Consider the following 18,245-nt stretch of genomic DNA (forward strand, 5'->3'; position numbering starts at 1 on the left):
GGATTCAAAAGAGTTTAGGCTATAGATCGCCAAGACAGGTGTGGTTTGACTATTATCGTCAAGCTGCGTAATTAAAATCTCCCAAGTTTAACTGTACGGATTTGACGGCAGGGGTCAATCCTCTATCTTATTTGTTGTTACAAGGAAAATAATGATTTGTTAAGGGGTTTAAGATGATGATTTAGAAAATCCCGATTCAATAACTCATAAACACTCGTATCCTCAAAAAATAGTCATTCATTTTATCTGATATTCGAATAATATAAGTTAATAGGTTGAAATTTAAAAGGAATAAAGCTCATTACATTTAGTTAAAGTCGAATTAACTTTAGAATAAAAACGGAAATTTATACGTTTTTTTATTGTTTATCTGTTAGTGATAATGGCTGTTATCATATCTATTCTTAATATGGATTAGGGTCTCTATATATATTTGCTTAAACTTGCCCGAATAACATTACGCCATGTATTAATGAAGGGCCTAAGAATACCATAAACAATCCCGCTAAAATCATTGTTAAACTGGCTATAACGCCCTCATCCTCATTGCGCTGACTTGCCCGGGCTGTACCAAAACCGTGTGATGCATTACCAAATGCGATTCCATTTGCAAGATGGGAGCGAATACGAAAAAAAGTCAAGATCATATCCCCTAAAATCATTCCCACCATCCCTGTAATCAAAGTAAACAATGAAACTAAAGAGGGAGATCCGTGAATCTTTTCAGATAAGTCTAACGCAAATGGTGTCGATATTGAACGGGCCATCAAACTATAGGTCAAGGTCTTATCAAAATGGAACAAACCAGTGAATAGGTATATGCTTAAGACTCCCACCACCATCCCAACAGTTATAGAAGCGGTCAAAGCCAAAGCATGTTGACGTATTAAACGACGATATTCATAAATAGGTATAGCAAACGCAACCGTTGCGGGGGCAAGTAACTGCACAATCCAAGCTGTATCCTTCCAATAAGTATCATAAGAGATATTAAAGATAATCATTAATGAAAGCGTTATTACTGGAACCGTGATAGCTGGGTTTAGCCAAGATTTTCGATAGCGCACATAGATTACTTTAGCCATATAATAAGCAGCTAATGTCCAAATGAGACAAAGGATTGACCAGACATTCATTGTAAATCCTCACGCATTATCATTATTTTTTAGGTTTAATTGGGCTTTATGAATCTGATGTCGATACAATCTACGTTGCAAACGGTGCACCATAATAAAAGTTAATGCTGAGCTTAACATCACCATCGCGGTACTTAAGATAATCGTCAGCATTAATTGCCAGCCCTTACTGATAAATAGCGCCTTGTATTGAAGTATTGACATCATAAGTGGGATAAACATTAATACTAATTCACCCAAAACAAATTTTGCCCCTAGTCTGACCCAGTTAACCTTAATAGCACCACTCATTAATAATACCAGCATTAAAAACACTCCTAATACGCCTGAGGATACGGGTAAATGCAATAATTCAACCAATATCGCAGCACAATACCAGACAGCTGCGATAATAGCGCATTCCATAAGCACATGAAGCCATGATTGGCGATAAAACTGTTGAAGTGTAAGTTTGTTTTCAGCTACAAAAGAGAGGAGTAAGCGAATATTAAGATTACGCATAATAGTTGTTGTTTGTTAATTAGAGACCACTTATTATAAGAACACTACAGTCATAAATTATGAATTATATTTTTATTTTTATTCCTAATTTCTATAATAAATTTCGTTCTCATTCCTAACTGTGGTTTATTATTTATGATAACTTTGAAACAATTACGCTGCTTTGTGACAGTTGTAAAAACAGGTGGGTTTCTTCAAGCCAGTATTCAACTCAATTTAACCCAACCCACCGTTACCAAATCCATTAGTAATCTTGAAGAATATTTAGGTGTAGCTCTGTTTGATAAGCCGTTGACTCATAGAAAAAAGCGGCTAGTTAATTTAACGGAAATTGGCGAATACCTCTATATTCAAGCAGTTGATATCTTACAAAAGGCAGATAATCTTGAACAAACAGTAGTAGATTATCAGCAATTAATAGGTGGTAAGTTGCGTCTGGGGATTTCACCGTTAGGCAGTGAAATACTAAGCAAAGCTATTTTTAACTTTTACCAAATGCATCCTAGTATAGAAACCTCACTTATCGAAGATGGTGCTGAGTCACTTAAGCAGGCCCTTCTAGAGGGGCAACTTGATGTGGCAACATTGATGAAGCCGATTGACGATGATTTTGACTACTCGTCGATATGTTGCTATCCAGTGGTGGTCGTAGCAAATAAAAACCGTATGGGTAAGCGAAAAACCAAGGTAACACTTAAGTCACTATCAAATGCACCCCTAATTTTATTTACCTCCAATTCATCATTTACTCCAATGATTATAGAAAACTGTCAATCACTAGGTTTTGAACCTAATATTATTTGCCAAACCAATCAGTGGCACTTGCTTCTTGACATGGTAAAACAGGATATGGGCGTGACTCTTTTGCCTCAATATTATACTCAAAAGTTGGATTTAACAGGATTAGTCTGCTTGCCACTAACCCAACCTCAGTTAAAATGGGAGCTTGTCATGGCTTGGCGTCGTCATCGCTTGCTTACACCAAGTATGCGAGCTTGGCTTGATAACATAAGAAAAAATATATAACCAGGCCTTGATAATGCTTTGGCTGAAACAGGGAATAGGTTATACAAAACAGAGGTAATTGAATATTTAAAAGCAGATTGGCAAGGTTTAGCGAATGTACAACTTGCGACATTGAATTGGGTAGATCGGTTCAATAAAAAGCGTATACACAGTGCATTGGGCTATGTATCGCCTTTTGAGTTTGAGAGCGGTATTATTATAGTTTGATCCTGTCAGGCATTGCTACCTGACTCAAGTAAATCGGCCTCTGATAAACTCGGGGCGGTTCACCACATCCTTAGACTTTGCTGAACATATTCTTTTAGATATACCGATTGAAACCAAGAAGAATAACTAATCCAGCTTATCCTTTACCTTGAACGGCTCTGAGAATTGCAGTATTAAGAAATTGACAACCGATAATATGATCGCTATCTCATAACGACCATAAGCAACGGAGATGCCAATAGCAGCAGTATTCCATAAACTTGCAGCCGTCGCCGTCCCCTTTACACTATCATTTCCTTTAAAAATAGCACCACCACCGATAAAGCCCATGCCCGTAATAATCGCGTACATGATTCTCGCTTCAGGCTGTGAGCCATGATAGATATCTACAGCAACTAGCATGAAAGCACAGGATGCAATACTCACTAGTGGAAAGGTTCTGAGTCCTGCACCCTTATCTTTCATCTCACGATTAAGCGCAATCGGCAGCGAAAGTATAAAAGCAATGCCTAATTGAGTAAGGTGATACACCATTAGTTTTAAGCTTAAATCGAATTCAAACATGGCTTATTACGCTCTTTAAAATAATGTTAAATGAACAAGAATAATCGTTATTCTTAATGTGTAGAAGATAGTTTATTGCCACGTATGAGACTTTCCTGAAAAGTGTGTAAGTATTGCTATAAGCTAAATGACAGTTACACAGAATCTGGAATGGTCTCTAGTAAATTACCATCTTTATCGAATAGGCAATCGACCACAACCAGAGGAGTAGTATCCACGCTATTTTTAGCGTAGTAATGCGTTGTAACTTTGAAATTACCGTTATTTAATAGTCTGTAGTCTGTATTTTTGCGGTTAATCTCCATAGACTTAAGGTTTTTAAGCATAGATTTTGTCGTTTCTTGGCACTTCGTTAGCAGTGCAATCTTTGATGTTTTGCGAGCTTGTTCGAGTTCAGTGTCTTTTTCTTCATAAAATGAGTTACTGTCGCTTTGAATCCAAATATAAAGTGCTGCAAATGTAATAATAGACAAACCTGTCAGCGTTTCTTTTTTCATGATATGACCCGTTTATTAGTAACAGATGAAGATATTTACCGATATACAATCATAGTTCATTAACCCATACAGTACACCACAAAAGTGTTTATTCAATCAATTTACAATTATAACTAATATTCTTATTGGTCTCTGTCATTATTAGAAAAAAGCTCAGTCTAAACGCTTTCAACTCATACTATACCGCTGCTAATTAAGGCCACTCTTTTAAAGCAATCTCAACGAAACTTAAGCGATCTTGACCAAAAAACATCTCACCCTTCACGAAGAAACTAGGCGCACCAAATACACCTCGTGCTACAGCTTCCTCAGTAGTTGCTTTCAAACGCTCTTTGACCTCAGTCTCACTAATACGAGCCATAAAATCAGTCACGTCAATGCCTGCTTTGCTCAAAACCTCAGCCACTACTTCTGGTGATTCCATGTTTAGCTGTTCAGACCATAAAGCGTTAAAAATGGCTGCTAAATAAGTCTGGAACTCAGGTTCTTCCAAGTAAGCGGTCGCACCTCTCATTAAATGCATCGTATTCAACGGGAAAAATGGATTGAAGTTAAACGGCACCCCATAAATATTTGAAAAACGCTTAAGGTCTTTGAGCATATAAGCGCCTTTAGCAGGAACCACAGCTGGTGACGCATTACCAGTGGCTTGAAAGACAGCACCAAGCAGCATAGGCCGCCAAATGATTTTAGCGTTGGTGCGCTGTGCAATACTCTCTAATTGTGTCCATGCCAAATAACTGGCTGGGCTGCCTACATCAAAGAAAAACTCTACTTTTTTACTCATCTCAAAGTACTCCTAACAAAATATATTAAAAAGTTTCTAAAAAGTCTCTAACCATGGGCGTAGATCAAGCTCATGCGTCCAGCTGTCTCTCGGTTGACAATGCAATTGCCAATACTGCTCAGCGATATGCTCAGGATTTAAAATGCCGTCTTGGTCTTTAAGTGCATAGCACTCAGGAAAATTGTCGCGAATAAAGGCGGTATCAATGGCACCATCAATGATAGGGTGCGCCACATGTATACCTTTTGGCCCTAACTCTCGAGCCATACTTTGCGCCAAAGCACGTAAAGCAAATTTAGCACCAGCAAAAGCAGAAAAGCCTTTACTACCTCGCAAAGAAGCCGTAGCGCCAGTGAAAATAATCGTACCCTTTCCACGGGGAAGCATTGCTTTTGCCGCCTCTCTACCTGTGAGAAATCCAGATAGCGCTGCCATTTCCCATACTTTTCGGTAGACTCTTTCTGTGGTGTCTACAATGGAAAAATGGACGTTCGCACCAATATTAAATACCACAACTTCAATCGGTCCAATGTCTTGTTCAATATGGGCGAAAAGCTCAACCATCTCTTGCTCTACACGCGCATCACAACCAAATGGCTTTGCTATTCCACCAGCGGCTTCAATAGCACTGACTAACGAGCTAAGTTTTTCGACACTCCTTCTGGTCATGCATAAAGTAAAACCTTCTCTTGCAAAACGTCTCGCAACAGCGCTGCCGGTGGCATCGCCTGCGCCAATTACAACCGCTACGGGTGCTCTAGACATATCTATTTCCTTATAGGTTCCTTTTTGGAACTAACAAAAATATAGCTTTCTTTTCAGAGACTGTCAAGCTAATCTATTACTCACACATGTAGGAGGTAACATATGCGTTGGGATGAACTTGATAAACAGCCTTGCTCAGTAGCTCGCACTTTGGCAGTCATTGGTGATCGTTGGACGCTAATGATTTTACGTGACTGTTTTTTAGGCGTTAGACGTTTTGATATATTTGAGCAACGCTTAGGCATCACACGTCATGTCTTGTCTGACCGGCTTCGTAAGCTCGTTGAATATGACGTTCTAAAAAAAGTAGCCTATCAACAGCAACCACTGCGTGAGGAATATCGATTGACAGAGCGTGGTTTAGATTTGCATTCAATCGTTTTGGCACTGGTTAGCTGGGGAGACAAACACATGGCTGATGAACGGGGTGCGCCGCTGCTACATAGACACAATAAGTGCGGCCAAATAATGCATTCCGTAACGGTATGTTCAGAATGCCATGAACCAATTAATGCACGGGATATTAAGGTTGAAATAGGACCTGATTGGATAGGTGACGATGAGCTTACTATATGAAGAGAGTGTTCTGCCAAGCGGCTTTGCAGCTGCTGAGATATTGCCATTATTGTCTACTATCTGTTTAACTGCTTGAACTTTAAAGTAGTTTCTGTAGGCCCTGATTTTTTTATGCATGATAAACGCCTGTTATGATGCTTAGTCTACCAAGTTCATCTCTACGGTCTTTTCAGCATAGCTCAATATCAATATCGGGGTGGCTCATTTGAATAGGCAGGTTATTCAATAAAAATCTATCAGGCTTAGCTGCCTGACTCAGAATGTTAAGTCTCCGACCATCTCAGGACAGTTCATTCGTAATGGCCTTTTTAAGAGATCTACTCAAAAATAAGTACTCTAGATTTGATTCTAGATGTTATTCTTAAGGAATGCTTTAAAACCATAACTAACTGCTTGAAAGCAAGGGATAAATAATGTTTCCGTTCTAATTAAATCAGCTTAGTATTATAAGCTTTGGTATTAGAACACTATGCGCTGTCCCCAGCAAAACTAAACTACCGCTATCGCAACAACCCAACTCCCAACTCCCAACTCATCATAACTTATAAAATAGGGCTTAATAAAAGATGGATACCTTAAATATCGTGTATCTCGTAGGAGCAGTGTTAATTTTTGCCAGTATTATGGCGAGCACTTTATCAGCGCGTTTGGGCGTTCCTCTTTTGCTATTGTTCTTAGTGGTTGGGATGCTCGCTGGTGAAGAAGGTATTTTGGGTATTGAGTTTTCTCAGTATGCGATCGCCAATTTTGTCGGGCAGGCGGCATTGGCTTGTATTTTGCTAGACGGTGGACTGCGTACTTCTTTTAAATCGTTTCGAGTTGGACTAAAACCAGCAATTACGCTAGCTACTTGGGGCGTACTTGCGACCGTAATGATACTGGGTGTATTCGTCACGTGGCTGCTTGATGTCGATTGGCGCTTTGGGCTATTGCTAGCGGCAATCGTTGGTTCTACTGATGCGGCAGCGGTGTTTTCACTGCTGCGTAATGGCGGTGTTAAATTAAATGATCGTGTCCAAGCCACGCTTGAATTAGAGTCGGGCGCCAACGACCCTTTAGCAATTCTGTTAGTAACTGGATTAATTGCTTTAAATGTCGACCCCGCTGGGCAGACAGCGCTAGGCTTTTTAGGGCTGCTATTACAGCAGCTTAGCTTTGGTCTAGGAATGGGCTTGTTCTTCGGGTACTTCCTCTCTCGGTTATTACCCAAAATACACTTGGCAGAAGGCATGTATGCCATCTTGATATTATCGGCTGGCTTAGCAGTGTTTGCTGCCACCAACTTACTAGGCGGAAGTGGCTTTTTAGCCGTCTTTGTCACGGGTATTCTGATTGGCAACCACAAGGTACGCTCAACTGAGCATGTCATGCGGGTGATGGATAGCTTTGCTTGGTTATCACAAGCGGTCTTGTTCGTGGTGCTGGGTCTACTGGTCACACCATCGAACGTTCTTGAAGTTTGGCCTTATTCAGTGGCCATTGCTGCCTTTATGATTTTAGTGGCTCGTCCTATTGCAGTCTATACCAGTGTTTTACCTTTTAAGTTTAAAAACAAAGAGATCGGTTTCATCTCTTGGGTTGGCTTACGCGGTGCGGTACCCATTACCCTTGCCATGTTGCCAGTGATTGCAGGGGTAGATAATGCCTTTATGCTATTTGATATTGCTTTTGGTGTGGTAGTTTTATCATTAGTATTACAAGGGACGACCATTCCTTTTATGGCCAATCTGTTTAAGGTGCGTATTCCTAACAATAAAGACCCAAAAGAAGAGCATGAGGTTTGGGTGTCAGATAGAGCAAGTATTACGCTATATGAATTTGAAGTAAAGTCAGGCGCCTTTGCGATTGGTCGTCATCCAAGGGACATCTCTACGCGCATCAGCCCTGAGGAAATCCGTGTTTTTGCCTTGGTGCGTGGTCAGCAAATTTTAGCGATTAATGAAGACACCAAGCTTAAATTTGGCGACAGCGTTTGGTATGCCATGAGTGGCGATTATGCCGGTCAGATTGCGGATGTTTTTAATGACACGACGTTAGACCGTAGAGCCATCGATGATTTTTATGGCGATTGGATGCTATCGCCGAGTGTCAAACTTAAAGATGTGCCATTCTTTACCGATAGGATGAAATCCGAATCTCTAGAAGATACCCTGAACACGAAAAACATGTGGGAACAAACGGTTGCTGAATTCATTAAGGATAGCTTAAAGATGGCACCCGTAGCAGGCGATACGGTTGCGATTAATGAGGAATGGTTGTTGGTTATTAAAGAAGTTGATGACCAAGGAAGACTGAGAACGATTGGCTTAAAACAACAAGAGGTGCCAACAGTGGTATAGTCTATATCACTGTTAGATATAGCATGGGCTAATGACTGAACGGCAAATATCTCAACCATAAGATACTTATCCAATAGAATTAAGCTGCATTATTTAACAGTTAATGTCTAGATTTAAGCGTTCTGATTTATTAACGGAATTATCATTAAAGTTTATGCCAATCTTCAATCGCTTTGTACCCAGTTTCTAGTCCTACATCATAGCTATAACGGATTTTAGCTTTATCTTTAGATAATCGACTCGCCATATTTTTCAAGTCGGGTGGGCAAACTTCTAAAAACTTCTGTGGTGATGCAGAATGTAAAAATTGCACCGCATCATTATAACGTTGGGTTCGTGTCAATAAGCTTTGGGCAAAACCATATCGTTGCTTAGAAAAATATTTAGCCAACAGCTGATCGCCTTTGCGACCTGCTTTATAGTAATTTTGAGGGCGAGTACGTATTACCATTAGCTTAGCAACACGATCTTGTTGAGCGGCCCAATGCACAGGCAAAGCATCAGCTACACCACCATCGAAATAAGGTTCGCCAAATATCTCGACCGCTTGTCGAGTTAGCACTGGAATAGAACTTGATGCTCTTAATCCATCCAAAATATTGTCTTTACAGGCTTTAATATAGTTAGCTTCACCTGAAATAGCATGTGTTAGCACCATGTAAAACTCAGCATGACTGGCAAATAATTGTGCCTGATTTAGTGGATGCTCTTGTTCCACCACATCCCACATCCACTTTAGATCCAGTAAGTCCCCGCCTTTAAGGAAACGACCATAATGGATAAATTCAGGTCGAAGTGAATGATCTAAGTAAATCTGCAGGGTGCGACCTCGTTGTGCAGCTAAATAGTTAGCAACGTTCGTTGAGCCTGAGGACACCCCCACACAAAGATCAAAAGGATTAAATTGTTGTTGTAAAAATGCGTCTAAGACACCACTGGTAAATGCACCACGCATTCCACCACCTTCAACTACTAGTGCTTGTCGATGTTGTTTAAGCATTGAAAACCTCGAATTTTTGTGAATACCACCTTTTTAACTCAACCATTACATAGAGTAATTAAGTGAAGCGCCTCGGGTATATCGGAGGCTGATACTTTTCCAAAAAATCATCTTAAACTACCTAGCTCCAAATTCCACTCATTCAAGTAAAGCTCAGCCATCCCGTCGAGCCTAGCCTTCACCTCTTTCCAGTTCGGCATTACTTGAGTTAGTAAGCGCCAAAAATGCTCGATAACAATATGAATATTATGGGTACTGAGAAGATATGTTTAACAGGGTATATGTATAAGTCATTTAATCATGCTTAGGCGGTACGGAATAGGTACCAACAACATGTGCGACCAAGTCACTAGAGCCCTCTGAATATAAAGAAACTTCGCCTACGATAAGCGTGCGACCTACTTTTAGCAAGCTACACTCAGCAATAATACGTGCTTCTGCTGAGGGTTTACGCAAAAAATTAATGGTCAGGCTTGTCGTCACTGTCAACGGTATAATTCCAATCTTGCCAAGTATAGCTACATAGAGTGCGACATCAGCAATACTCATCAATACAGGACCTGAGACAGTGCCACCAGGACGCAGCTCGTCTCTACCGATATCATGTGATAAGGTCGAACCACTATTACCTACTGCTTCAACAATACATTTGGTTTGAGGAAACTCTAACGCTAAAAAGGCAGCTATTTCTTCTTTGGTTGCAGACATACATACTCCTAGAGTCTAATTATTCTTATGACCTAACCGACTTTTTCATCAAAGGTTAGTGGTCTGTTACTATCGTCGAACGTAGGGAGTGGACCTTTATTTAAATGAGTTAAAAATCTTATCTAACTTGTAGGGTAGCATTACTGAAAAGCAAGACAAATAGGAAGCTTCATTACCATCCTAACCACTTATCTCAAAACTTCACGACAATCATCGTCCTCTGATTCTTACCTGCGCTCAGATTTTTCAATCATCTATTTCTATATCTAAAGTCATCTTTGCAAGGCATCGTTCTATCTGATTAACATAAAAGTTGGCAGTATGATTTATACCAGCATCTATCCCAATACTACTCTAATAATTGATCACTCGCTGACAGCTTGCTGCAAAAAAATTGTCACTGCACTGGTAACAAAATGCTTCACCATCATAATATTGATAAAAAGTGAAAAAATTATCTTACGAGTATACAATGAGAATCATGCAGACATCTTGGTTAAGGAACCATTAATTCCTTTAAAACACAAAGCCTAAAGCTTATATTTAACCTTCAAGACCCACCCTTAAACGCTCGGCAATTGAGGCAACCAAAACACCAATGCCAATAACGTTGCTAATAATACGGGCGGCGTTATCAGCAGACCGACCTTCATATATTGTCCCCAGCTTATCTTATAATCCTTTTCTGCCAATACGTGTAACCACAATAGCGTCGCCAAACTACCAATAGGCGTGAATTTTGGTCCCAAGTCATTGCCAATGACATTGGCATAAATCATCAACTCTCGAGTAGCAGCGGGCACTCGAGCGCTATCAATTGCCAGCGCGCCTATCAGCGTCGACGGCATATTGTTCATCACAGACGCTACGATGGCGGATAAGAATCCTGTGCTAACCGTCGCAACGAGCGCGCCTTGTTGACCTAACCAATTGAATATTTGCGCGCCATAAGCAGTAAGTCCTGCATTGCCCAAACCATAAACCACCAAATACATACCAATTGAAAACAACACAATTTGCCACGGGGCTTTCTTAAGAATATTAGTCATAGAAAACTTGGCATCACGTCCGCCTTGCCACCAGCGTCCAGCAATCGCCATGAGTATAAGCGCCGCGGCACTCGTCACTACGGAGATAACCAGCCCGAGCGATTCAGTCGCGAAATAAGCGATTAATAATAATGCCAGCAGTGGAAAAGCCGCTCGAAACACCAGCGGGTCTTTGATAGCGGATTGTGGTGAGCTAAGATTTGCCGTTGAGTAGTGTGTAGGAATATGCCGCGCATAAGCAATCCACAATACCAATAGCGTTGCTAGGACAGAGACGATATTTACCGGTACCATCACCGCCGCATAGCGACCAAAACCAATATCAAAATAATTGGCACTGACGATATTGACCAGATTAGATGTCACCAACGGCAAACTTGCGGTATCAGCAATAAAACCAGTGGCAATAATAAAGGCTAAAGCGGATTTGGGGGCAAAATCAAGGCGCAGTAGAATAGCAATCACAATTGGCGTCAATAGTAAGGCCGCGCCATCATTGGCAAAGAAAGCGGAGATAAACGCTCCTAATAGTACAATCATCGGAAATAGCAAACGCCCGCGCCCATTGCCAAGCCGAGCAACGTGTAAGGCCGCCCAGCCAAAAAATCCCGCTTCATCTAAAATAAGAGAGATGATAATCAGGGCGACAAAGGTAAAAGTGGCGTCCCAAACGATATCCCAAACGATACCAACGTCAGACCATTGCACCACACCAAATACTAAGGCAACCAAAGCGCCGCCCATCGCACTCCAACCAATGCCAAGCCCTTTAGGCTGCCAGATGACTAAGACCAAAGTTACGATAAAAATAGCGAATGCGAGCATGAAGTAACCTTAATGGGGCAATTGAAGCAATGAAATATTAATAAGGGCAATAATAAAACCAATAATAAAACAAAGAAGTTAGAGCGATTTTTGATTGACGCGTTGCGATACTTCTGCAGCGCTTTCGACCCGTTCTGAATAGCGATCGGTCAGATACGCCGAGCGCCCACGGGTAAGCCACGTAAATTTGACCAACTCTTCGCAAACATCGACGACGCGCAGATAGAGTGGCGACATTTTCATGCGATCATTATCATCGAATTCCAAAAATGCTTTTGGGATAGAGGATTGATTGGGGATGGTAATCATGCGCATCCAGCGCCCAAGAATACGCAACTGATTGACGGTATTAAAACTTTGGCTGCCGCCACTGACTTGCATAATAGCCAGCGTTTTACCTTGGGTCGGGCGTACGCCGCCTAGCGCCAACGGAATCCAGTCAATTTGCGCTTTCATAATACTGGTAATGCTGCCATGGCGTTCTGGACTGACCCACAGCATGCCTTCTGACCACTGTGCCAGCTCGCGTAACTGTTGTACCTTTGGGTGGTCGCTATCGGCGTCATCTGGCAGTGGCAAGCCTGATGGATTAAACATTCGCACCTCGCAGCCGTACCAACGCAATAGACGGCTTGCTTCTTCTGCCGCCAATCTGGAAAATGAGCGCGCACGTAAAGAGCCATATAACACCAATATTCTTGGTGCATGGCGTGGGTCATCTTTACCTATCAAAGACTCAATATCAATAGCGTGTATTTGGCTGAAATCAATATTGGGCAAATCGTTTTTAAGTAAATCAGCAGCGGGTAAATCAGTAGCGCCAATATTGCTATCACACTCGCTATCAAGATTGTCTTCTGCTGCTAGGGTTGCGGTATCTTTAACCTTTGACATGTTTGACGATTTCCCCATCTTCTTTGGTAAAACTACTGACTGGATTTTCCAGTAATTCAAACACTCGCTCTGACGGTCGGCACAGCGCCGCGCCTTTATTGGTAACAACAATAGGACGATTGATTAAAATAGGGTGCGCTATCATGGCATCAATCAATTGCGCATCGGTCAATGTTGGATTGTCTAAGCCAATCTCGCTATAGACGTTTTCTTTACTGCGTATGAGCTCGCGCGGCGTGATGTGCATCAATGCCAATAGCTCAACTAAGTACTCACGAGACGGCGGTGTTTTTAGGTATTCCACCACGTCTGGCGTCTCACCTGAAGCCTGCATAATAGCAAGTGTATTACGAGAGGTGCCGCATTTTGGATTATGAAAAATCATTGGCGTCATAAGGTTTTCCTCTTAACGTTAAAAGGATTGGATTTGGTATATATTGAATCCAATATAAAAGAAGTATGTTAAGAATAGTGTTTTGCTGGTATGAATTTTCCTCGCTTGCTGTGTGCTTCTCACTCCAGAGGCTTCGAAGAATTTATCCCAGCAGTACTGTCTTCTTTTTAAATTGAATCGATTATATATATGAATATTACCAAACAGCCAGGTAATTAAAACAACGTTTGATGAAATAGATAAAGCAACATTTGATTAAATCAACAGTAAACTAAAGAGAAGTATCTTTACCTAATAAAAGCAAAACTATGGCAAAAAAATTACTCATTATAGCGCGAGTTGGATTGGTGGCTATCGGTGCCGTTATCATGGTTGATTGTGCCGTGTTAATGACGGTCGGCAAAATCAACTTTGGCACTGTCGTACCGTTTTTATTGGGCAGCGTTTTTGTCACCCATGGGATATTTTGGCATGCCATCCGCAAATTTACTAGGCAAAACCCTTTCCGCAATCGTCTTTGGTATGCGCTATGGCTGCTGTTTTTTATTTGGCTTATTAGCTTCGGGTTATTTATTTTCTCGTTGCAGCAGCAGATTAAACGCAGCGCACAGCCTGTACCTGAGGTCGCGGCGATTATTGTATTAGGTTCAGGTACTATCGCAGGCAAGCCAACACCGACGCTTGCTCAGCGCTTAGATACGGCCGCGCCGCTGATTAAAGCACAGCCAGAGGCGCTAGCGCTGACCAGTGGCGGTATAGGTATGGGGCAGACACGCAGTGAAGCCAGTATTATGGCGACTTATTTACATGAGACACATGGCATTGCCTTTGAGCACATCTTACAAGAGGGCAAAAGCACCAGTACCGCCGAAAACTTAATCTATAGCCAAGTAATTTTGGCGGCAAAAGGTATCTCTATTTCAGCGCCTATTGCCATTGTGACCAGCGACTTTCATACCATTCGCGCCGCTGCCATTGCCAAGCATCAAGGCTACCAGCAGCCTATTCTGCTCGCCAGCCCAACACCGTTATCCATTCGCTACAATGCATGGTTTCGCGAGTATTTTGCCTTTGTCAGTGGTTGGCTATTTGGCGAATATTGATAGAATTTAATAAAGCGGTTCATAAATTAGTACGATAAATAAAACCGTTTTTTAATAAAAATAATAACCATAATTAACCAGAATAATAATGGACGGCAGCCCTATGCTCATCGACATCTTATTAACCATTCACTTTATCCTACTGGTGCTGATATCCTTGCGCGTCCTATCGCGCGATGACTTAACCGCACCCGCACGCTTGGCTTGGATTGTTATCTTATTCGTCTTACCTTATTTTGGCGTATTGGTTTATTGGATGTTCGGTGAGGTGCATTTAGGGCGCAACTTCGCGCGCGAACGTGAAGACATTATCAATAAATTACGTCAACACCGTCCTGCAGTGCTCGGTAGCGATGTGGCCTTAACACTGGCCGTCAAACCTGAATATCAAGCAGCCTTTGCTTATTCAGCAAAAGCCACCGGCTTTCAGACCACGGTGGGCAATCGCGCCGAGCTGATGGCTGATGCCGCTGAGACCCGCAGTCGTATGATTGCCGATTTTGATGCGGCAAACGACCATATCCATGTGCTGTATTATATTTGGCTGGTCGATGGTATGGGCACTGCTACCGCCCAAGCACTGATTCGCGCCGCAAAGCGCGGCGTTACCTGCCGAGCAATGGTCGATGGTATGGGCTCGCGCAAGATGGTCGGCTCAACGCTATGGCAAGAAATGAAGGACGCGGGTGTACAGCTTAGTGTCGCCCCTACCCTTGACCAATATATTCAAAGTGCTGCTATTCAGCCGTATTGACTTGCGTAATCACCGTAAAATTACCGTGATTGATGGCAAGATTGGCTACGCTGGCAGCCGAAATTGTGCCGACCCTGAGTTTATGGTAAAACCCAAATATGCCCCTTGGGTCGATATTATGCTGCGCATCGAAGGCCCCATCGTTGCGCAAACTCAGATGTTATTTGCCAGTGATTGGCTGACTGAAAACCCTGATACGCCGCTCGATAACTTTCCGTATGCGACGGATTTGCAGCCAAATCTGCCGACCAATGATTTTGCTGCGCAAGTTTTCTCTGATGGTCCTACCCAGCGCCATGGCACCACGCCGCAGTTTTTGGGCGCTTTGATTAGCCAAGCTCAACACACGCTAATGATTTCTACGCCTTATTTCGTACCCGATTATTCACTGGTGAGCATTCTATGTGCGACCGCCTATCGCGGGGTTGAGGTGACGATGGTTTTCCCGAAGAAAAACGACTCCTTTATCGTCGCCGCGACCAGTCATAGCTACTATTGGCAATTACTTGAAGCAGGGGTGAAAATCTATGAGTATAAACCTGGGCTGCTACACGCCAAAACTCTGACTGTCGATGGTGAAATCAGCTTGATTGGTTCAACCAATTTGGATTTGCGCAGTTTTCATTTGAATTATGAAAACAATATCGTCTTTAGTGATAACAAACTGACCGCCGATATCATGGAGCGCCAATATCAGTATATCGCTGATTCTGATGAAGTGACGCTTGAAGAGGTTAACGACTGGCCGCTGTCTTATCGGATTTGGAATAATATCGTTGCCACTATGGGACCCGTTTTATAAATGAATCCTTGTTAATGAGTACTTGTTAAAGAAAAATGATTAACATGAAACAATTTTTATTAAATGTGCTTTATTAATTCTATTGAGCAGCTGTTTTTTGCAAAATATAGATGACAAACTTGGCTTCTGTCGCAAAAGGTTGTGCTGCCACCTCTGCTAGTAGCGCCTGTCTTTTGTCGCTACGCGCACGATACGCATAAGGGGTCATGGTCATTAAGTCCGCCAAACCCTCTGCCGATAAATTTAAACTACTGCTGATATGATGGGTTTCTAGCAGCTGGAAATAAGGCGCTAATTCCTGCAAAAACTTATCAGAATCATGCTCACGGACGTCATCAAATAACGCCTCACGCATCGTCGCTAAATGCCCTATATCGGGCTTGGCAATGATTAGATAGCCTGCATCGCTTAATACCTCATTAAACGCTGCTGGCAAGATGGGGCTAAAAATACTGCTAATGCCATTGATGCTATGCGCGCGTAGCGGTAAATGTGCCGCGCTAGTGACCAGTGGGTAAATAGCTGCTGCCTTAATTGTTTCCTTACTAGCACTGTCTTTAGCTTGCTGATACCAAAGACGACCTAAAGCCTTACTGGTTTTTGCCAGCTCCACAACGGCAGGTTTACTGATATCCGCTGCAATCAGTACATCCATGCCGGTTTGTGCCATTGCCTGCGTGTAATAGCCTTCACCGCAGCCAATATCTAGCCAATTAATGAGCTTATCTTTTTGGTCAGGAATGGCTTTTTGTGCCGTCAATAATGCCGCCATCTTTTGGCAAATCAAGTCATTTAATGGCTGATAATGCTCTGCATTTAAAAACCGTTTGCGCGCATCAATTGATTGCTGACTGTCGCCCGGCGCTTTGGATTTTTTTTGTTGTACGGGTAATAGATTAACATAACCCTGACGCGCCACATCAAACGGATGAGCCGTTTGATTTGGGTGTAAGCTGCCATCACAGCGCCATGTATCATCAGCGGGTTGCAGGGGTGATTGGCAAAGGGGACAAATAAATAAGCTCACAAGTATCTCAACGTCATCGCAATATGGCTGCCATTTTAACAAAATTCAGGCTCAACAAGGGATAAATGCCGCAACAAAAAAGAAGTTCGCATAAGACCTAAAAAAGCCATCTTAGATTTTAAGATGGCTTTTGATTTGAAAATTTTTTGATTTAAATCTATTTGATGACTTAACGCAGTTTTAAGGTCATCAATCCAAGAATCACAAGGATAATGGCAATAATCCAAAACCTTGCCACCACTTGCGTCTCTTTCCAGCCAATCTCTTCAAAGTGATGATGCAATGGTGCCATGCGAAAGACGCGCTTTTTACGCAGTTTATACGAGCCAACCTGTAGCATAACCGACAATGCTTCAGCGACAAATAAACCACCCATAATGGCAAAGGCAATCTCTTGACGGGTCATAACCGCAATCGTACCGAGCATCGCGCCCAATGCTAACGCCCCAACATCACCCATAAATACTTGCGCTGGATGAGCGTTAAACCATAAGAAACCAAGCCCCGCGCCAATCATCGAGCCACAGACAATAATCACTTCCGAGTTATAGGCAATATAAGGTACATGCAAATAATCCGCAAAGCGCACGTCACCTGACACATAAGCCATAGCGCCTAAACCTGCTGCGACCAAAACCACCGGCAAAATAGCCAAACCGTCCAAGCCATCGGTTAAGTTGACGGAGTTAGAAGCACCATTAATCACAAAGTAGGTAAAGATAATAAAACCAATACCAAACGGCACGGCGGAGAAGGGAATTATCCAATCTTTAAAAATCGGTAGCAGCAAATCTTGCATCTCACGCGTGGTCGCCATATCCGGCTGTAAGGTAGCAATATAATATAAAGATATACCGACGAATAACGCGCCCATCGAGAGCCAAAAGTATTTTTTGCGGGCAATCAGACCTTTGGGGTCTTTATATTTAATTTTAAGCCAATCATCTGCCCAACCGACTGCGCCAAAGATAACCATGACAATGAGCAAAATCCATACATAGGGATTGTTTAATCGCGCCCACAATAAGGTTGAAACCCCAATCGCGCTCAAAATCAGCACCCCACCCATGGTCGGCGTACCGGTTTTGGCCAAATGCGACTGCGGACCATCATTACGAATCGCCTGACCGTACTTCAGCGCACGCAGACGGCGAATGACGCGCCCCCCAAAAATCATGCTAAAGGCAAGCGCGGTAATGACCGCTAGTAACGCGCGCAGCGTCAACGAAGAAACCGCAGAAAACGGCGTATAATACTGACCAAGCCAGCCAAACAACCAAACTAACACCGC

General features: G+C 42.4%; 19 protein-coding genes and 1 pseudogene. 7 read left to right on the forward strand and 13 right to left on the reverse strand.

Features of this window, described 5'->3' with window-relative positions; genetic code table 11:
• Positions 1-437: 437 nt before the first annotated feature.
• Both ACP7AA_RS11665 and ACP7AA_RS11670 read right to left on the reverse strand, forming a co-directional pair.
• Positions 438-1,136 (reverse strand): LrgB family protein, encoded by a 699-nt coding sequence (locus tag ACP7AA_RS11665; protein ID WP_281490761.1) that lies wholly within the window; start codon positions 1,134-1,136, stop codon positions 438-440.
• 9 nt (positions 1,137-1,145) lie between these two features.
• On the reverse strand, positions 1,146-1,637 hold the full coding sequence (locus ACP7AA_RS11670) for a CidA/LrgA family protein (protein ID WP_426223655.1): 492 nt from the start codon (positions 1,635-1,637) through the stop codon (positions 1,146-1,148).
• Between the two features lie 135 nt (positions 1,638-1,772).
• On the opposite strand from ACP7AA_RS11670, the gene ACP7AA_RS11675 reads away from it, so the two are divergent.
• Both ACP7AA_RS11675 and ACP7AA_RS11680 read left to right on the forward strand, forming a co-directional pair.
• Positions 1,773-2,663 (forward strand): LysR family transcriptional regulator, encoded by an 891-nt coding sequence (locus ACP7AA_RS11675; RefSeq protein ID WP_298871249.1) that lies wholly within the window; start codon positions 1,773-1,775, stop codon positions 2,661-2,663.
• Positions 2,664-2,672: 9 nt separating this feature from the next.
• Positions 2,673-2,870: pseudogene (locus tag ACP7AA_RS11680) on the forward strand (integrase core domain-containing protein); the annotation flags it as partial.
• A gap of 126 nt (positions 2,871-2,996) precedes the next feature.
• Here ACP7AA_RS11680 and ACP7AA_RS11685 read toward each other — a convergent pair.
• From ACP7AA_RS11685 to ACP7AA_RS11700, 4 genes are all read right to left on the reverse strand, one after another.
• The gene (locus ACP7AA_RS11685; protein ID WP_201591980.1) at positions 2,997-3,434 is read right to left on the reverse strand and encodes an MgtC/SapB family protein; all 438 of its coding nucleotides are present in this window, start codon (positions 3,432-3,434) and stop codon (positions 2,997-2,999) included.
• 134 nt (positions 3,435-3,568) lie between these two features.
• Positions 3,569-3,931: a hypothetical protein gene (locus ACP7AA_RS11690; RefSeq protein ID WP_426223656.1), complete on the reverse strand. Its 363-nt coding sequence runs from the start codon at positions 3,929-3,931 to the stop codon at positions 3,569-3,571.
• A gap of 193 nt (positions 3,932-4,124) precedes the next feature.
• Positions 4,125-4,718 (reverse strand): 2-hydroxychromene-2-carboxylate isomerase, encoded by a 594-nt coding sequence (locus ACP7AA_RS11695; protein WP_426223657.1) that lies wholly within the window; start codon positions 4,716-4,718, stop codon positions 4,125-4,127.
• Between the two features lie 36 nt (positions 4,719-4,754).
• The gene (locus ACP7AA_RS11700; protein ID WP_426223658.1) at positions 4,755-5,483 is read right to left on the reverse strand and encodes an SDR family oxidoreductase; all 729 of its coding nucleotides are present in this window, start codon (positions 5,481-5,483) and stop codon (positions 4,755-4,757) included.
• A gap of 102 nt (positions 5,484-5,585) precedes the next feature.
• Between ACP7AA_RS11700 and ACP7AA_RS11705 the strand changes: the two genes are divergently transcribed.
• A complete protein-coding gene (locus ACP7AA_RS11705; protein WP_426223659.1) occupies positions 5,586-6,059 on the forward strand; it encodes a winged helix-turn-helix transcriptional regulator in 474 nt (157 codons plus the stop codon).
• Between the two features lie 566 nt (positions 6,060-6,625).
• Positions 6,626-8,398 (forward strand): potassium/proton antiporter, encoded by a 1,773-nt coding sequence (locus tag ACP7AA_RS11710; protein WP_426223660.1) that lies wholly within the window; start codon positions 6,626-6,628, stop codon positions 8,396-8,398.
• A 145-nt stretch (positions 8,399-8,543) separates the two neighbouring features.
• On the opposite strand, the gene ACP7AA_RS11715 is transcribed toward ACP7AA_RS11710, so the two are convergent.
• The 5 genes from ACP7AA_RS11715 to arsC all read right to left on the reverse strand — a co-directional run bounded on the left by ACP7AA_RS11715 (position 8,544) and on the right by arsC (position 13,268).
• Positions 8,544-9,398: a patatin-like phospholipase family protein gene (locus ACP7AA_RS11715; protein ID WP_426223661.1), complete on the reverse strand. Its 855-nt coding sequence runs from the start codon at positions 9,396-9,398 to the stop codon at positions 8,544-8,546.
• Between the two features lie 294 nt (positions 9,399-9,692).
• Positions 9,693-10,106: a PaaI family thioesterase gene (locus ACP7AA_RS11720; RefSeq protein ID WP_426223662.1), complete on the reverse strand. Its 414-nt coding sequence runs from the start codon at positions 10,104-10,106 to the stop codon at positions 9,693-9,695.
• 563 nt (positions 10,107-10,669) lie between these two features.
• Positions 10,670-11,980 (reverse strand): arsenic transporter, encoded by a 1,311-nt coding sequence (locus ACP7AA_RS11725; protein WP_426223663.1) that lies wholly within the window; start codon positions 11,978-11,980, stop codon positions 10,670-10,672.
• 78 nt (positions 11,981-12,058) lie between these two features.
• Positions 12,059-12,874, reverse strand: coding sequence for an arsenical resistance protein ArsH (gene arsH, locus ACP7AA_RS11730; RefSeq protein ID WP_426223664.1), 816 nt, complete (start codon positions 12,872-12,874; stop codon positions 12,059-12,061).
• Entirely contained in the window at positions 12,861-13,268 is a 408-nt protein-coding gene (gene arsC / locus ACP7AA_RS11735; RefSeq protein ID WP_201629380.1) for an arsenate reductase (glutaredoxin), read from the reverse strand. The genes arsH and arsC overlap by 14 nt, the downstream gene beginning before the upstream one ends.
• A 308-nt stretch (positions 13,269-13,576) precedes the next feature.
• On the opposite strand from arsC, the gene ACP7AA_RS11740 reads away from it, so the two are divergent.
• From ACP7AA_RS11740 to ACP7AA_RS11750, 3 genes are all read left to right on the forward strand, one after another.
• A complete protein-coding gene (locus tag ACP7AA_RS11740) occupies positions 13,577-14,371 on the forward strand; it encodes a YdcF family protein (protein WP_201619565.1) in 795 nt (264 codons plus the stop codon).
• A 103-nt stretch (positions 14,372-14,474) separates the two neighbouring features.
• Positions 14,475-15,125, forward strand: coding sequence for a PLDc N-terminal domain-containing protein (locus tag ACP7AA_RS11745; protein WP_426223665.1), 651 nt, complete (start codon positions 14,475-14,477; stop codon positions 15,123-15,125).
• Positions 15,058-15,927 (forward strand): phospholipase D-like domain-containing protein, encoded by an 870-nt coding sequence (locus tag ACP7AA_RS11750; protein WP_426223666.1) that lies wholly within the window; start codon positions 15,058-15,060, stop codon positions 15,925-15,927. The genes ACP7AA_RS11745 and ACP7AA_RS11750 overlap by 68 nt, the downstream gene beginning before the upstream one ends.
• A gap of 79 nt (positions 15,928-16,006) precedes the next feature.
• On the opposite strand, the gene ACP7AA_RS11755 is transcribed toward ACP7AA_RS11750, so the two are convergent.
• Both ACP7AA_RS11755 and mraY read right to left on the reverse strand, forming a co-directional pair.
• The gene (locus ACP7AA_RS11755; protein ID WP_426223667.1) at positions 16,007-16,954 is read right to left on the reverse strand and encodes a putative RNA methyltransferase; all 948 of its coding nucleotides are present in this window, start codon (positions 16,952-16,954) and stop codon (positions 16,007-16,009) included.
• A 169-nt stretch (positions 16,955-17,123) separates the two neighbouring features.
• The gene (gene mraY / locus ACP7AA_RS11760) at positions 17,124-18,242 is read right to left on the reverse strand and encodes a phospho-N-acetylmuramoyl-pentapeptide-transferase (RefSeq protein ID WP_426223668.1); all 1,119 of its coding nucleotides are present in this window, start codon (positions 18,240-18,242) and stop codon (positions 17,124-17,126) included.
• Positions 18,243-18,245 lie beyond the last annotated feature (3 nt).

It is taken from the genome of Psychrobacter sp. DWR1-2-3, assembly GCF_049896465.1.
In the GTDB taxonomy this organism is placed as follows: Bacteria; Pseudomonadota; Gammaproteobacteria; order Pseudomonadales; family Moraxellaceae; genus Psychrobacter; species Psychrobacter maritimus.

Bases quoted from the DNA above. Each gene is read 5' to 3' on its own strand.
- ACP7AA_RS11705 (WP_426223659.1), top strand. From the start codon at position 5,586: ATGCGTTGGGATGAACTTGATAAACAGCCTTGCTCAGTAGCTCGCACT.
- ACP7AA_RS11690 (WP_426223656.1), bottom strand. From the start codon at position 3,931: ATGAAAAAAGAAACGCTGACAGGTTTGTCTATTATTACATTTGCAGCA.
- ACP7AA_RS11685 (WP_201591980.1), bottom strand. From the start codon at position 3,434: ATGTTTGAATTCGATTTAAGCTTAAAACTAATGGTGTATCACCTTACT.
- ACP7AA_RS11665 (WP_281490761.1), bottom strand. From the start codon at position 1,136: ATGAATGTCTGGTCAATCCTTTGTCTCATTTGGACATTAGCTGCTTAT.
- arsH (WP_426223664.1), bottom strand. From the start codon at position 12,874: ATGTCAAAGGTTAAAGATACCGCAACCCTAGCAGCAGAAGACAATCTT.
- ACP7AA_RS11745 (WP_426223665.1), top strand. From the start codon at position 14,475: ATGCTCATCGACATCTTATTAACCATTCACTTTATCCTACTGGTGCTG.
- ACP7AA_RS11725 (WP_426223663.1), bottom strand. From the start codon at position 11,980: ATGCTCGCATTCGCTATTTTTATCGTAACTTTGGTCTTAGTCATCTGG.
- ACP7AA_RS11695 (WP_426223657.1), bottom strand. From the start codon at position 4,718: ATGAGTAAAAAAGTAGAGTTTTTCTTTGATGTAGGCAGCCCAGCCAGT.
- ACP7AA_RS11740 (WP_201619565.1), top strand. From the start codon at position 13,577: ATGGCAAAAAAATTACTCATTATAGCGCGAGTTGGATTGGTGGCTATC.
- ACP7AA_RS11710 (WP_426223660.1), top strand. From the start codon at position 6,626: ATGGATACCTTAAATATCGTGTATCTCGTAGGAGCAGTGTTAATTTTT.
- ACP7AA_RS11720 (WP_426223662.1), bottom strand. From the start codon at position 10,106: ATGTCTGCAACCAAAGAAGAAATAGCTGCCTTTTTAGCGTTAGAGTTT.
- arsC (WP_201629380.1), bottom strand. From the start codon at position 13,268: ATGACGCCAATGATTTTTCATAATCCAAAATGCGGCACCTCTCGTAAT.
- ACP7AA_RS11670 (WP_426223655.1), bottom strand. From the start codon at position 1,637: ATGCGTAATCTTAATATTCGCTTACTCCTCTCTTTTGTAGCTGAAAAC.
- ACP7AA_RS11675 (WP_298871249.1), top strand. From the start codon at position 1,773: ATGATAACTTTGAAACAATTACGCTGCTTTGTGACAGTTGTAAAAACA.
- ACP7AA_RS11715 (WP_426223661.1), bottom strand. From the start codon at position 9,398: ATGCTTAAACAACATCGACAAGCACTAGTAGTTGAAGGTGGTGGAATG.
- ACP7AA_RS11700 (WP_426223658.1), bottom strand. From the start codon at position 5,483: ATGTCTAGAGCACCCGTAGCGGTTGTAATTGGCGCAGGCGATGCCACC.